Consider the following 15,471-nt stretch of genomic DNA (forward strand, 5'->3'; position numbering starts at 1 on the left):
TATTAGTCGAGCAGCTTTTTCAAGGCTTCAGGGTCGGGCAATACGTCGCGCAGGTGTTCGGGAAGGTCGGAACTGAGTTGGTAGGTGGCTACGCCCATTGGTGTGTTGTAACCCTGAAAGGCATATTCGACAATAGCGTTGGATTTCTCTTTGCACAACAAGATACCAATGCTAGGATTCTCATGCGGTAGACGTACCAAATCATTCAGGACATTGACATAGAAACTCAGTTGTCCCAAATATTCCGGTTTAAATTCACTACGTTTCAACTCAACAGCCACCAGGCATTGGAGTTGACGGTTGAAAAAGAGTAAATCCACAAAAAACTCCTGCTCATCAATCACCAAACGGTATTGATTGCCAACAAACGAGAACCCAGTACCCATTTTCAGGATAAACTCTCGGATGTTCTGCACAATGCCTTTTTCAACCACTCGCTCGTCATCTTTTTCGACATTAATGAAGTCGAGCAGGTATTCGTCTTTAAAAGCCTGTAAAGCAGTTACCTTTAATGGCTCTGAAAGCGTCTGCTCGAAATTGTTAGGTAATTGCCCTTGTTTTTGATACAGTCGAGCTTTGATCTGCCAGTCAAGCATCTCATGTGTCCATTGGTTTGCAACGGCTTTACGCATATAAAAAAGCCGTTCCTCCAAATCATGACAACGATTTAACAGTAGAATATGATGGGAGAAGCCTAAACCGACGAAAACCTTAAAATCCTGATCACTTAATTTGGCAGACGGTATCTGCCAAATTGATTCTGACTGATTGTCTTCGATTGGCACCTGACTATATGACGGATCGGCAATTAACTGGCTGTAGGCTTCCGCAAACTGGCGCATATTTCTCAGATTACGATATGAAAATCCCCGTAATCCAGGTAATTGATTTTGTAAATCTGCCGACAGTTGCTCCAAAACTTTTGCACCCCACTTCTCAGCCGCAACTTTTTCAGACAACCGTTTGCCTACAGTAAAGTACAGCAATAACAATTCTCGGTTGACCAAGCGTGCTGCCCGGTAGCGGCTTTGCAGAATCTGGCTGCTTATATCCTGCAATAAAGTCAGATATGGATCTGTTGCTTCTGTCTCTTTCATGCTAGGTGGGTTTATTTTGCGCTACTATTTCTTGCAACAGGTCTAAAAATAGAAAACCAGACTGATTATCAATAGATAAGCCAAATTCCTATTTCGTTTCTATTTTTTTTAGCCAGTCAAGTTCGATGTCTTTTTATTCACTAACCAGAATATAGTTGGAGGTATTTAAAATCCATTTGTGATCATCCAATGACTATCACATGCTGAAACTCTCCGAAATAATAATGGCTGGTTCAGTAGGCGCAACAACGACCGGCAAAACAGGCGTTACCGACACATCTTCATCGGGCTCGCTTAGCGGATAGCTATTGAGGATTTTCATCAGGTGTTCCAACAAGATGGCGGCCTGCACTTTCACTTTTGATTGCGTTTTCTGAAGCTTATTGATGTCGCGTTGCAAATTCTGGAACCGCCCGCGCCGAATCGCATCTTTTGCCAAACCAACTAATGCTTTCTCGTCCTCGCTGATAAATGGCAATGATAGAAACGCATCCAGAAACATCAGCGCTTTCTTCTCATTAGGCCCCTGCGAAACGTCTACTTTTTTGTCCTGCGCCTTTTCGGCTTCTACCTGCGCCTGAAACCGATCTACGGCCAGTTGTACCTGTTCGTGATGAAGATCATGGAGCTTCGTAGCCCGCTCATGCACCATGCACTGAAATCGTTTAGCCGTTTCCAGGAACGTCAGTTCCTCAACTTTATAGTTTTCGGCGGTTTTATTGGCATGAACATACAGAAACGCATCCCGTTTCTGATCCCGAATAAACGCAATAGTCGCCTGATGCTGCATTCGGTCTTTACGTCCGACGCGGGCGCGTAATGGCATGGTTTTGATACGCTTAAACAGATCCGGGTCTTTCTCTTTCAGATTCCGAATTTCCATCAGGTAATCCAGCTTTTCGTCGCGTTCCTCATCAACCTCCTTATCAAACAGCCCAAATGACTCTATCTCCTCATCGGGACTGTAAATCTGACTGTCTTCGCCCAGGGCAGCATGAAAGGCCTGCAATTTCATCATCGCCTTTTTCTGCAAATCGATGTCGTTGTCGACCTGCGCTGTCGGGAAGAAATTATAGATGTAAATGGCTTTCGCCTTAGTACCGATGCGGTTTACCCGGCCAATACGCTGCATCAGGCGGGTTGCGTTCCAGGGTGTATCGTAGTTGACGATCACATTGGCGCGGTGCAGGTTTACCCCCTCCGCCAATACTTCGGTCGAAATGATGATATCATACTCATTCTGCTGAAGATCAGTCGGTAAGTTCGCGTCAAAATTAGCCCGGATGGTAGGCATCCGATCCTTGCGGGTGTGACTGTCTACTGTCAGAATCCGATGAGGTACCAGGCTTTTCAAGCGCCGGGCCACATATTCGGTTGTCTCTTTGCTTTCGGAGAAAACGACGAGTTTCTTTTCCCGATTCGTATCATCGAAAAGCTGCCGATGAAGATACTCGACAAACGTATTAAGTTTTGGGTCCTCATCGCCAAGATCATCCCAGGCTTTTGACAGGTCGTTAAGAATGGCCTGATCACGTTTTAAGCCTTGGTAAAAACCCGGCTCAAAATCATCCGGCACGCAGATATCGACCGTTGGATCAAGATCCATCAGGGTTGTAACCAGGTCAAACAGTTCATCTTCCCGACCGTCATTGATCATGTCCGAAACGGGTAGATTGGGGGCAATAAATACCCGACCGGTATCGAACATCTTCAGCATGGCATCATTCGCATCGCAGAACCGGCGGATCGACTGGCGAAAGGCGTAGAAACTGCTGTCGATCCGCTTGACGAGCATCGTTTTCATGATTTTCGCCAACTGGGTCGAGATCATATCGGCCTTTTTATACTTCTGCTTTTTATGGGGCTTCAGGGCGCCAATGGCTCGATAGCGGTTATATGTCAATCCTTCGGTCGGGTGGGTTAACTGGCGGATCGTCTGGTCATACAGCATTTCCAGATGGGGAGCCAGTTGATAGAGTATTTTTTCGGGCTTGCGCACATCCGGGAATTCGATTTTCTGAGCCGCCAGATCGTCTTTATACTGGCTATGAATTTTCAGGTCGGTACGCGTCCGCCGAACGGTAAGCGGTTCAATGACTTTAACCCGAATCTGCTCATAAATCTGCCGAACGCCCTCTTTCACCTTCTGCATATCAGGCTCCTGTTTCAGCCGTCGATAAGCATCGATATGCTGCCGGAAAAAGTGCTGAAGATTACCGATTTCGAGCGTCGAGTCTTTACTATCCTGAAACAGATAGACCAGATTGGCAATATCCTGGGGGTAGTTGTTAAGCGGTGTTGCCGATACCAGCATCACCCGTTTGGGGTAACGCGATCCATCGTTCTTACGGCGTCGGGTGGGCGTTTTGCATATCTTTTGCAGATCGTTGTAGGCTTCTGCCGTATCGGACCGAAACTTATGGGCCTCATCTACAATGACCATATCATACTGACTGGGGTTCCTAACTTTATGCAGGCTACCATTCGTTACAATATGCACCCCATCCAGACTGAACTTTTCGATGGTTTCGTCCCAGTTCTGCTTAAGTGCCGGTGGCACAACAATCAGTGTGCGCGAGCGATATTCTGGAAAACCGTTTTTGAAATAAAACTTCTTGGCAATTCGGGTAGCGATGATGGTTTTGCCCAGGCCAACGACATCAGACAGGAAAAAGCCACCGTGTTTGGCCATCTTGTTGTAGCCATCATTGACGGCATCAGCCTGATACGCTAAGGGCATAAAGCCCTTGGGCAAGTCGGTCTCTGAATTCGGATCGTAGTCGATGCTCTTGCCAAAATACTCGATCAGAAATTTCAGATATACTTCGTAGGCTGTAAACTGGTCGTTAAGAAATGTTTCCGTTTTCAGTCGGGCAATGAACTCTTCAGACACCGGCACCGATTCATCCCAAAGGCGGTTAAATGTTTCCGTAGCAAAGTCAATATCACCGTTCTCTCGCAGTTCGACATTGAACTCGAAGTTACGTTCCAGTCCTGGTTCGGTCAGGTTGCTGGAACCTGTAATAACAGAACCATAGCCATGGTCATGCCGGACTTCTTCCCGAAACACATAAACTTTAGCGTGAATATTCTGCTTAGGATGTACCCGAATTTGAAGCTTACCGGAGACGATGTCGTCAATCATCCCCAGCATTCCCTCTTCAACGGCCTTACTGTATTTAGCCTGCTGAATGTTCTTTTTAATAGACTCAAAAAAGTCTTCCTGCGATTTATAGGCATCAGCAGAAAACAACACACCCTGCCGGGATGCTTCGTACACCATTTTGTCGACATTGATACCGACTAACACCCGCACTTCACCCGCCCGCTTTATATAGGGGCGGATCCGAAAATAACCCGATGCATAGAAATAGCCGACTAACGCATCAAAGAAGTAAATATTACGATGAGTGAAAATACCTTCAATTTTAGCAAGCAGGGAGTTGCCATCGTCGTTGGTGAAGAATTTCGTTTGCATTCGATTAGTACTATTAGTCGGCAATTTATTGCTCTTATCAATAAAGTATGGAAAAAACTGCAAGATCAATAAAATAGGCCCGTTCAACACATACCTTAAATCCAACAATTCCAAACGGACTAGGGTAAAAAAACAAACCACCTTACTTTATCTCCCTAAATCAGTTTGACATCTGTTTTATGAATCCATCAGATAACGCAACGCCTGGCGTGGACTCGCCCGATCAGACCGGGGCTACCGGTTCGACAACCTCACGGCGTCAATTTATGCAAACCGGAGCTCTGGCTGCGGCAGGCTTTTTTATTGTACCTCGCCACGTGCTGGGTGGCAAAGGTTTTATTGCCCCCAGTGATAAACTCAATATTGCCGGGGTAGGCTTTGGCGGTAAAGGGTTCAGCGATACCAACAACTCGTATAACAATGGAGCTAATAACATGGTGGCTCTGTGCGACGTAGACTGGGGTCTGGCCCGCGTGAAAGAAAATTTCACCAAGCACCCAAACGCCAAACGGTATAAGGACTTCCGCGAGATGCTGGATAAGGAAGGGAAGAACATTGATGCGGTAACCGTATCGACAGCTGACCATACCCACGCCGTCATCGCTATGGCGGCTATGCAACGGGGCAAACACGTATATGTGCAGAAACCACTGACCCATAACATCTACGAAGCGCGGATGCTGACCGAAGCAGCCCGTAAGTATAAAGTCGTTACACAGATGGGTAACCAGGGGTCGTCCAATCCGCAGCAGAAACAAATGGTGGAGTGGTTCGACAAGGGGCTGATTGGTAACGTTCATACGATCAACTTATGGACCAACCGGCCCGTGTGGCCACAAGGCATTCCGGTACCACAACCGGCATCGGAAACGCCCGTCGACCTCGACTGGGATCTGTGGCTCGGACCCGCACAAAAAGTAGGCTACACACCCGCTTACCACCCATTCAAATGGCGCGGCTGGTGGAACTTCGGTGCGGGTGCACTGGGCGACATTGGCTGTCACATCATGGACGTGCCCTTCCGGGTACTTGGCCTAGGCTACCCAACCCAGGTTGAAACCAGCATTGGCCAGGTGTTCCTGAAAGACTGGACCCCCGAGTACATTCCCGAAGGATGTCCACCATCCTCGCATGTTGAACTGAAGTTTCCCGCTTCGACCAAAAATAAGTCGGCAGTTACGTTGATCTGGGAAGATGGCGGTTTGCGTCCGTTCCGCCCGGATATGTTGCCTGAAGGCGAACTCATGCCAGAAAATGGGGAGAATGGCGTGCTGATGCACGGCGACAAAGGCCTGATTGTTTGCGGCATGTATGGCGACAACCCACGACTGTATACTAAAAGCGGGGACAAACTGGTTGCAGCGCCCAAACCAACAGGTGGCCTGCCCGAAAACGGTCACCAGGTATTATGGACCGAAGCCTGTAAGGCAGGTTTTAACAGCAAGGAACATAAGGCGCTAACGTCTTCGTTCGACTTTGCGGGTCCCCTCACCGAATCGGTTCTGATGGGTAACCTGGCTATCCGTAGCTATACACTCCGTACGCCTAAAGCGGATGGCAAAGGTTTTGATTACCCAGGCCGTAAGCGACTGTTGTGGGATGGCAAAAATATGAAAATCACCAACCTCGACGAAGCCAACCAGTTCGTTAAGCGCGAATACCGCCAGGGCTGGTCCTTAACGGCGTAGAGTATTCTTAATTTTTACAAACGGCGAAAAGGCCATAAAGAACAAATCTTTATGGCCTTTTCGCCGTTCTGGGTTATTTGTCCTGGCAGTCCCGTCTTTTTTAACGTTGTATCAATAGCCGCAGCGTAGTTGGCAGTTGCCCGGCAGGCGTAAGCCGAATCAGGTACAGGCCATTGGGGAGTTGGCTCGTGTTGAAACGATATGGCTCAGCAGAAGCCGCATCCAGTTGTATCTGTTGAATTGAGCGCCCAAGCAGATCGTTTACTTCCAGACCGACAGGCTGGCCAATGACGGGACTTAAATCGACCAGCACATGGTCGTTGGCCGGGTTAGGCCATAGTTTGATGGCAATACCCGCTTCCATAGCCCCCACTCTGGCTCCAGTCGTACACGTTCTCTCTACAATGCTCCACTGCTGTTCCTGCCCCGCTCCCAGTGTCATCTGACTGATCTGCCCCCCTTCGGCCGTGCTGGCATTGCGCACCGTGATGGCCTTGCCCGAATTGCGGTTGAGGATGGTGAAATAGCCGTCTGCATTGCGCACTAAGCGCCATTGCTGATGAGCGCCCCCCCAATAGGTCCATTGCTCCAGCAAGGCATCATCGGCCGTCGAGGAACCGGCAACCTGAATGCCTTTCGTAGTAGATAACGCCTGGATGCTGTAGTAGTCTCCGCTCGTAGCCGTGAAGCGCCAGCCCTGAACAAGTTTGGTGGCATCGGTTTGCTGGGTAAGCTTATCGCCGTCACTCTGGGCGGTGCCGCTTACGCCCAGCACTTTGCCGCTTAGCCGAGACACGAGTCGATAACACTTATCGGCCGTTGGTGCGGTATTATCGGTGAGCGAGATAGTAAATACCTGGCTGGTGCTTCGTTGCCCTTTGCTATCGGTTACCGTAAGTTGAGCGGTAAATCTTGTAATCGAACCTGATCCATGCTGCCCTATTTGTGGCGTGAAGGTCTTCACAGGGTTAGCCACGTTTAAGTAGGTGCCATCACTAAACGCCCACTCATAGAAAAGCTGATCGCCGTCGGGGTCATAGGATTTGTCGCCGGTAAAGGTCACGCTCAGGGGCGATGTACCCGTTAACGAAGTTGTTGTCGCTACGACCACGGGCGGACGATTAGCGGTAACCGATGTCGGCGTCGTGCTTACCTCTACGCCCCCCGACCAGCCGTTGCCAGCGTGGGCATACACCCGAAAATAATAGGGTTGACCCGCTGTCAGGTCAGTTACCACCACCGAGTTCGATGTACCCTGATAGAGTACCTTGCCTCCTCCCGGCAACTCCGAACCATTGCCAGTGAAGCTGGCATTGGCCGTATAGGCAGGCTCCAGAGGAATATTTGTAAGGCCCGAGCCAGCCCTGCCCACCACCAGTACTTTATCGAAGGGGAGCGTTGGGTTTGTCCAGTTAAGGCGTATGCTGCCGTTACTGATCGGGGTAGCCGTCAGCCCGATAACATTGAGCTTAGCCGAGTTGCAATCCGGATAAATCCTGACCGAATCCTGACCCGACAGATTAGCATAATCCGTCACCTTTACCGAAATCACGTAGTAGTAATCATCGCCATCGCAGCCCACGGGCGAAATATCGATAACCGGATTAGTCCCCGACGTGGTTTTCACCAGTTGTTCGCTGTTGTTATGACGCAGCTTTACCTGCCAGATTTGAGACTGGATGCCACTGCCGGTAACCGTAGCGCCCAGGGTATAGCTGGTAGACTTGTCGAGCGCGTATTTGGCATTGTTGACCGGGTTGGTAATCTGGACGGTGGGATTGGTACTGTTGAGCCTGACAGCAAAGGTCTGGACCGGGCTCCGCAGCCCTTTGCTGTCGATGACCGTCAATTGAACTGTATAGTTCAGAATCAGACCGACACCCTGACTGCCGGGCTTTGCAGTGAACACCTTCACAGGATTAGCTTCAGTAGAGAAACTGCTGCCATCGCCAAAATTCCATTCGTAGGTGATGGGGTCGCCGTCCGGGTCATAGGATTTGCTGCCTGTGAAGGTCACGCTCAAGGGCGAACTACCCGTTAACGGGGTCGATGTGGCGACAACTACAGGTGCCTGATTGGTGGCCGTAGCGGTACAACTGCGCTCCTCAATGCTCCACTGCTGGTTCTGGCCCGCCCCCGCAGTCTGCTGACTGATGGCAGCCCCCTCAGCCGTGCTGGCATTACGCACCGTAATAGCCTTGCCCGAATTGCGGTTGAGGATAGTGAAGTAGCCCTCGCCATTGCGCACCAGCCGCCACTGCTGATGAGCACCACCCCAGTACGTCCACTGCTCGACCAAGGCATCCTCCGCCGTCGAGGAGCCGTTGACCTGCATGGCTTTCTGGGTGGCCAGCCCCTGAATGGTATAATAGTCTCCGCCCGTAGCCGTGAAGCGCCAGCCCTGCATGAGCTTATTGGCATCGGTTTGCTGAGTGAGCGGGTCGCCGTCGCTTTGGGCGGTGCCACTTACGCCCAGCACCTTGCCGCTCAGCCGAGACACGAGTCGATAACACTTGCCAGCCTCAACCCCCGATACCGATACCGGCAAGGCGAGCATGGCGGATACCTGGGTAGCCGGGTAGCGTTTCGCTATCTCCCCAGTCCGGTGAAAGCTCGTCGGTATCGGCAGGCCCAGCGCGGTAATCTGGCTCCCCAGCCAACAGAGGAGGCCAACGGCAAAGCGGTAGCCAACGGCATACGGCTTCGGAATCAACGTAAATATTGAGTTCATAGAAGAATTATATATGGGTTAGATTTTTGCAAACGGTTGTACTCCTTACGCCAGACTTTTATTTGGATTTACGAGAATGGACTGCGTTATCATTTATGATTGGCAGAACGATTGCCGTTGTACGAGTAAAAGCTACAGGCCTACTGAATACGGCGGCAAGTAGCACCGATACGAAATCATCGGCTACCACTCTGGTTGCATCGAGTAGCACTCTGGTTGCAGAAATAAAAAAAAGCCCTAAAGAGGGCTTTTTAAACGAACATGAAGGGTCAATCGGGCTATTCTGAATCCACTGAACGAACCGGTGGCTTACCAAACTGGGAGGGTAGTACACCATAACGTTCTTTAAATACTTTTGTAAAGTAAGAGGGATTGTCGAACCCAACCGCATATGCGACCTGTGTAACACTCTCCTCCCGACCTTTCAGAAGCTGGGCGGCTTTCGTCATGCGGATATCCAGAATATAGTTCGTTGCCGTTGTGTTGGTCAGCGCTTTGAGTTTACGAAACAATTGAGTTCGGCTCATATTAAGCGCTTCGGCCAGGATCTCTACCGTAAATTCCGGATCGTCAATGTGCTGCGTCACTACCGCCGATAATCGGTCCATAAAGTTCTGTTCAGCCGCCAACAGACCGGATTTACCGACTTCCGCGCTGGCCGTATCGGTCATTGATGTGGCCTGTTCTCTGGTAAATCGCTGATACAGCCGCTCGCGCTGCCGAACCAGATTACGTACCCTGGCCTCAAGTTCGGTCGGGTTGAAGGGTTTGGTCAGATAGTCGTCAGCGCCCAGCTCAAAACCGCCAATGCGATCCTCCACCGTTGCTTTGGCGGTGAGCATGATTACGGGAATATGGCTGGTAACTTCCTGCTGTTTCAGCAAGCGACAAAACTCAAATCCATCGAGTCGGGGCATCATCAGATCGCAGATGATTACGTTAGGCAGGCTGGTTGTCGCTTTATCCAGGCCGCTTTGTCCATTTTCGGCTTCAATAATGTGGTAATTCGACTCGAATATCGTCCGCACATACGCCCGAATGTCCGCATTGTCATCGATAATGAGCAGCACATTATCGGTCGAAGGCGTTGGTAAAGGCGTGTTGACCAGAACCTGTGAAGGCACCATATTACGCTCTGGCGGCTCGGACAGCGCTACATTCTCTTCTACCGTTTGTTGCTCGATACCCGTTAGCGGTAAGCGAACCTTGAACCGCGTGCCTATTCCTTCTCTACTGTTCACATTGATTGTGCCCCCCAGTACCTTTACCAACTCACTAACCAACGATAGCCCAATACCTGTGCCTTCGTAGGTTCGGTTGAATTCACCAGCGACCGGACCAGAGGACCGCCGATAAAATCGCTCATAAATATGCGCCAGATCAGTTTGGGCAATACCAATCCCGGTGTCCTCTACTGTAATGACCAACTCTCCGGTTTCTCCTGGGTCCGGGTAATCAACTCGTAAATAAACCCGGTTGCCGTTGGGGGTAAATTTGAAAGCGTTTGAGAGGAGATTAGTAACTATTTTTTCGATCTTGTCATGATCGAACTTAGCCTGAACGCGGGCATGTGGCTGCGTGAATGAGAACTGAATCTGTCGGCTTTCGGCCAGTGAACTGAAGGAGCTGGCTAAGGTTCGGAAAAAGGTGCTTAGATCGCCAATCTCCGGTGCCGGCCCAAGCTGGCTGGCCGACAGTTTGCTTAGGTCGAGAAGTTGGTTGATCAGACTCAGTAACCGGTTACTGTTTTGCTCCATCACATGAACCACTGGTGCAGTCAACGTAACGACCTTCTCTGTCTGAAGTTGCTGTTTCAATGCGGTCAAGGGACCCAGTATCAACGTCAGCGGGGTACGAAACTCATGCGAAATATTCGTAAAGAACTGTGTTTTGAGCACATCCAGTTCCGCTAACCGGACGGCCTCTTTTTGCTCAAGCGCTACCTGCTGCTGCAAAAACCATCGTTGTTTCTGGAACTTATATAGCAGCCAGCCCATGAATAGCAGTATACAGACATACAGTAAGTAAGCCCACCAGCTCCGGTAATAGGGCGGATGAATGCGTATGACTAGTGGTAGGGATTTGCTCCAGATTTCTCCGTTAGCTGAACTTTCCAGCTCAAACGTATAGGTGCCACTGGGCAGTTGAGCATAGTTGGCGAAGCGATTAGTGCCAGCATCCACCCAATCCTGGTCGATGCCATCCAACCGATATCGGTACTGATTTTTAGCCGAATTGGTATAATCCATCAACGCAAATTCCAGTGTTACCAGATTCTGTGTATGCAATAAATCAAGTTCCCGGGTCTGTTCTATACTGGCCGGCAAAATACCATCAGGGGCACCCACGGCAATGGCTTCGTTATTTATTTTTAACCCAATAAGCTGCACCAAGGGAGCGGCTTTGGTCATTGTAGCCGCTATGTTCCGGGGTTGAAAGGCTGTCAACCCATTTATCCCCCCAAAGAGTAACTCGCCGGATGCAGTTTTCAGAAACGAACCCGTATTGAACTCATCGTCCTGAAGCCCATCGGCTTTGGTATAGTTACGGAATTTGAACGTTCTGGGGTTAAACCGGGCTAACCCCCGGTTGGTACTCATCCAGAGATTTTTAAATTCATCCACCAGAATGCCATAGACTACTTTATTGGGTAGCCCCTGCGCTTCGGTAAAATGCCGAAACTGCCCCGTCTTTTTAGAAAGTTGTTCCAGCCCACCCCCTTTTGTGCTTACCCACAGGTACTTATCCGGCTGGTCAGGATCGTCGATTGTACTGGATACAAAATCATTGCTTAAACTTTCGGGTTTAGCTATGTCGTTTTTATAAATCGAAAACGTGGGGGTAGCCTGTGGATGATCGATCCGGATAAGACCACCCTGTGTACCAATCCAGCCCGTACCAGCTCCATCGAAATACAGCGAATAGGTTTCGCTTTCGGCAGTCTGTCGAAGCAGCAGGTCCTGATACGAAAATACCTGAAATGTTTCAGTAATCGGGTCGAATCGAACAAGCCTGCCATTGGCTGCCCCAATCCACAGATGTCCGGCTTTATCTTCCCGGGTTTGGTTTCCATACAAACCAAAGGCAATGCCGGGCGGCAGCCGGTAGGTTTTGAGCTGCTGCCAATTCGCTGAAAACTTAACGAGTCGATGAACAGGTGGATCGGCCTGGTCGTTCGCCATGGATACCCAGAAAAAGCCCTGATGGTCCTGTATAATATACGCTGGCCTATCGTTCAGCGTCAGACCGCTTTTAGACAGAAAAGGTTTCCAGCGATTGCTGGAACGGTCTAACCGCCCATAATCGAATTGATTGCGTACATAGATTTGTGCCTGTTGGTCCTGAAATAAGTAAGACAGGGAACTGTTAGGCAGGTAAATCTGAAACTGTTTGACGTGCGGATTGAATTTACGCAACCCATAGCCTGCCGTACCCACCCAGACGTTGCCGGTCCTGTCGATAAGGATTTTGGTTACAGCAAATACATTCGATGGCATAACGGCGAACGCATTACGCACCGATAAACTATCCTGTGCGTAGAGTTGAGCGGGAGACATAAGCCACAAAAAGTCGGGCGTTGCCACAGCTATCGTCTGGTGATCAATACTGCTCAGATAAACACTGGAATTTTTGGTTGGTGGTAATCTGATCGCTTTTCGTTTGGTCTGTTGCCACCCAATGAGCGTATCGGCACTGAATCCAAACCAGTAGTCCGGTTGCTGCCCGTCCGGTGTTGCCTTGAACAGGGTGGCTAACGAACCAAACCGTTTGATTTGTGAATAGGTGGCGGGCATCGGTTGACGCCAATTTAGCCGGTATAGTTCTCGGGCAGCACTGACCACTGCCTGCCCATTGGCCTGGAAGCTAATTCGCGCGGGTGCGCTGCCACTGCTTCCTCCATGTAGCGGAAACGAAAATCGGCTGAACTCAACCCCGGACGTGACGTCAGGCTGCTCGGGAAAACCGGATTTTAGCGTACCGGACAAGGTAACTTTAACGAGTTTGTTCTGGCTGGTTCCCACCCAGATATTACCTTCCGGATCTTCGGCCAACAGACTGATCTCATAATTTCCGGCGTCAGGAGAAGCCGGATCACTCATATCTATATGATAAAACTGTTGGGTTCGGTCGTTATACAGATTGAGTCCTCGATTCAACGTGCCAATCCATAACCGCCCATGGCGATCAACGAGTAAGGTCGAACACGCATTAGACGACAGACTGTACTTATTGTAGGTGTTGTGGGTAAAAACGGTGAAATTATAGCCGTCGTAGCGATTCAGTCCGTCTTTGGTCGCTGCCCATATAAAGCCCCTTTGATCCTGCTTGAGATCATAGATCATGCCCTGCGACAAGCCTTCGGATATAGTGATTTCCTGCCAGCCGCCAGGCTGAGCAAATAAGGAAAAAGGTAGTAGATAGAATACTACACAAAGAAGACGCATCCAAGGTGTGTTTTCCGGAAAGGTAAATAAAGAACCTATTTTAGGTTCTTTATTTACCTCGTTTTCAGAAACAACGACTGCACCATGGTGCGTAGACGCTCGTGAGCGACATAAGCCCAGATCAGCAGCATGTACATGGAAAAGTCCTGGTACGATACCGGGAAGGCCATGTTGTTGAAATAATAGCGCGTAGCCGTGAAATCAAGCGTTGGGGTGAAGCCGATGAGGTTTTCATAGCCCAGTACGAGCGTCAGGCCAAGGGCATAAAACAAATACTGTGGTTTACGAAAGGCCCACAAAATGCCCGCCAGGGCTGTAGCACCAAAGCCTACGTAATGCTTCCAGGAGAGGGATAAATCGGTTGTTGTGGCAAGATAAACAGAATACACCTGAACGGTTGTCAGGACGGCCAGTATGAGGCCATACCCGTAAAACTCCTTTAATTGAGCACGTTGCATATAGTCAGTTTGTTACGGAAAGAAAAAAACGAAAGATAAAAATACGTAAAAACTGCCAAGCACATAGACTAACAACGTTATTTTTTCATAGCGCCTTCGTTAAAAAATACAAACAACCCGTCTTTACCAGCCACAATGATGTCTTTTCGGCCGGTTTTGTGCAAATCAGCCACAGCAAAATAAATGCCCGTTCCTTTCCCAACGCCCGCCGGGCCATACGCAATGTCGTGTTTGACAAACTGTTTTCTGGGAGCATCCCAGGTAAAATAATACAAGCCAACCGGATCTTCCTCACCGGGGTCGCGGCCATTGTGCGCCCGAAAACGTTTGCCCGTTAGGAGTTCCGGGCGGCCATCTCCCGTTATGTCAATCCATTCGAGGCAATGGTACTGCGAATTTTTCTCATCGATCAGATGCTTTGTCCAGCCACGCTGACCACTGGCATCGCGGGTTTGCTCGTACCAGTGCAGACCATAACTGTGGCCCTGCCCTACAATCAGGTCGTTTCGCTGATCGCCGTTCACGTCGGCAACAAGGATAGGGACACTGGCCGTACCGAATGAAAACTCCTTGTGCAAGGTCCAGGGCGTCTGCTCCCGGTTGGCGGGTGCTTCCAGCCAGCCATCGCTCACAATCAGATCACCTCGTCCGTCGCCGTTAACGTCTCCGAAGCCAAGCCCGTGCCCCTGTGTTGGCGCTACGGTTACGGTCCTGAACACACCCGGGCTTGTTAATTTGATATACTTCAGCGGATGGTTCGGATTGTTTGGCACGATATCGATGACTCCGTCGCCATCTACATCCCAGGCACGCGTTGTTTCTACATTACCGACTTTACCAATTTCGTGCAATGGCCAGGTGCTCCCTTTTTTTCCGGGGTTTTCGACCCAGCGCAGGGTTTGATCGAACCAACCGCCGGTTATAAAATCCAGTCGTCCGTCAGCATTGACATCCATCGGAATGGTCGAAAAGTCGTCGTAGTACTGGTCTTTGCGAGGCTCGTTTCCAATAAGATGCCGATTCCGGAAGCGGGGGCCTTCGTACCAGAAATCGCCCGATACCAGATCAAGCGTGTCATTGTTATCCACGTCGAAGACACCCACCGATTCATAGCTTTCGGCCGCGACAAAATAGCGGTTGAAACGCAAGGCTGGTTCAGGGGCAACAGCGCTGACTAAAAGCAGCAAGGCGAAAAGACTACTAACCGGACGAAGCATACAGGCATCTGTTTTCGTTAGCTAAAGCTTATATACGCGAATCTTTACTACGAATCGGCAAGCAGATTAACCTATTTCAGGCACAAACAGTAACTGGGGCACTCCCTGAGTGGGTGCCAGAAAGATCAATGGTCTCTATATGATTACTCCTTCATAGACAAGTGTATTTCTACTCACTAAAGCCATTTAAGAGGCTAGTTTTCAGGAAAATATTCAAGACTTTGTCTAAAATTATCTGAAAATAGACGTATTCCATACCAATTGTTACTTCAACTATTTTTAATAACCAATTAACTCTTTTTTAATTATTTTCTAATCTTTGCGAGTAGTTCTGCAAGTGCTTAGCGTTTTTACAAA

At 49.5% G+C, this 15,471-nt stretch carries 7 protein-coding genes; 1 reads left to right on the forward strand and 6 read right to left on the reverse strand.

From position 1 onward, the window contains the following. Positions 1-2 precede the first annotated feature (2 nt). Positions 3-1,097, reverse strand: coding sequence for a PDDEXK nuclease domain-containing protein (locus tag SD10_RS19090; protein WP_046575925.1), 1,095 nt, complete (start codon positions 1,095-1,097; stop codon positions 3-5). A 196-nt stretch (positions 1,098-1,293) separates the two neighbouring features. Beyond that, a complete protein-coding gene (locus SD10_RS19095; protein WP_046575926.1) occupies positions 1,294-4,575 on the reverse strand; it encodes a helicase-related protein in 3,282 nt (1,093 codons plus the stop codon). A 179-nt stretch (positions 4,576-4,754) separates the two neighbouring features. Between SD10_RS19095 and SD10_RS19100 the strand changes: the two genes are divergently transcribed. Next, entirely contained in the window at positions 4,755-6,263 is a 1,509-nt protein-coding gene (locus tag SD10_RS19100) for a Gfo/Idh/MocA family protein (protein ID WP_046575928.1), read from the forward strand. Between the two features lie 100 nt (positions 6,264-6,363). On the opposite strand, the gene SD10_RS30380 is transcribed toward SD10_RS19100, so the two are convergent. The 4 genes from SD10_RS30380 to SD10_RS19130 form a co-directional block, all read right to left on the reverse strand. Then, positions 6,364-8,994, reverse strand: a complete 2,631-nt coding sequence (locus tag SD10_RS30380; RefSeq protein WP_052731226.1) for an RICIN domain-containing protein — start codon at positions 8,992-8,994, stop codon at positions 6,364-6,366. Between the two features lie 278 nt (positions 8,995-9,272). Continuing rightward, positions 9,273-13,439 carry a hybrid sensor histidine kinase/response regulator transcription factor gene (locus SD10_RS19120; RefSeq protein WP_046575932.1) on the reverse strand — a complete coding sequence of 1,389 codons (4,167 nt, stop codon included), beginning with the start codon at positions 13,437-13,439 and terminating at the stop codon, positions 9,273-9,275. Positions 13,440-13,492: 53 nt separating this feature from the next. Then, positions 13,493-13,897: a hypothetical protein gene (locus tag SD10_RS19125; protein ID WP_046575934.1), complete on the reverse strand. Its 405-nt coding sequence runs from the start codon at positions 13,895-13,897 to the stop codon at positions 13,493-13,495. Between the two features lie 77 nt (positions 13,898-13,974). Continuing rightward, on the reverse strand, positions 13,975-15,114 hold the full coding sequence (locus SD10_RS19130) for an FG-GAP repeat domain-containing protein (RefSeq protein ID WP_046575936.1): 1,140 nt from the start codon (positions 15,112-15,114) through the stop codon (positions 13,975-13,977). Positions 15,115-15,471: the final 357 nt, after the last annotated feature.

The organism is Spirosoma radiotolerans (assembly GCF_000974425.1).
In the GTDB taxonomy this organism is placed as follows: domain Bacteria; phylum Bacteroidota; class Bacteroidia; order Cytophagales; family Spirosomataceae; genus Spirosoma; species Spirosoma radiotolerans.

What these genes read in the sequence shown, in the direction of transcription:
- SD10_RS19090 (WP_046575925.1), bottom strand. Translation starts at nt 1,097, where the DNA reads ATGAAAGAGACAGAAGCAACAGATCCATATCTGACTTTATTGCAGGAT.
- SD10_RS19095 (WP_046575926.1), bottom strand. Translation starts at nt 4,575, where the DNA reads ATGCAAACGAAATTCTTCACCAACGACGATGGCAACTCCCTGCTTGCT.
- SD10_RS19100 (WP_046575928.1), top strand. Translation starts at nt 4,755, where the DNA reads ATGAATCCATCAGATAACGCAACGCCTGGCGTGGACTCGCCCGATCAG.
- SD10_RS30380 (WP_052731226.1), bottom strand. Translation starts at nt 8,994, where the DNA reads ATGAACTCAATATTTACGTTGATTCCGAAGCCGTATGCCGTTGGCTAC.
- SD10_RS19120 (WP_046575932.1), bottom strand. Translation starts at nt 13,439, where the DNA reads ATGCGTCTTCTTTGTGTAGTATTCTATCTACTACCTTTTTCCTTATTT.
- SD10_RS19125 (WP_046575934.1), bottom strand. Translation starts at nt 13,897, where the DNA reads ATGCAACGTGCTCAATTAAAGGAGTTTTACGGGTATGGCCTCATACTG.
- SD10_RS19130 (WP_046575936.1), bottom strand. Translation starts at nt 15,114, where the DNA reads ATGCTTCGTCCGGTTAGTAGTCTTTTCGCCTTGCTGCTTTTAGTCAGC.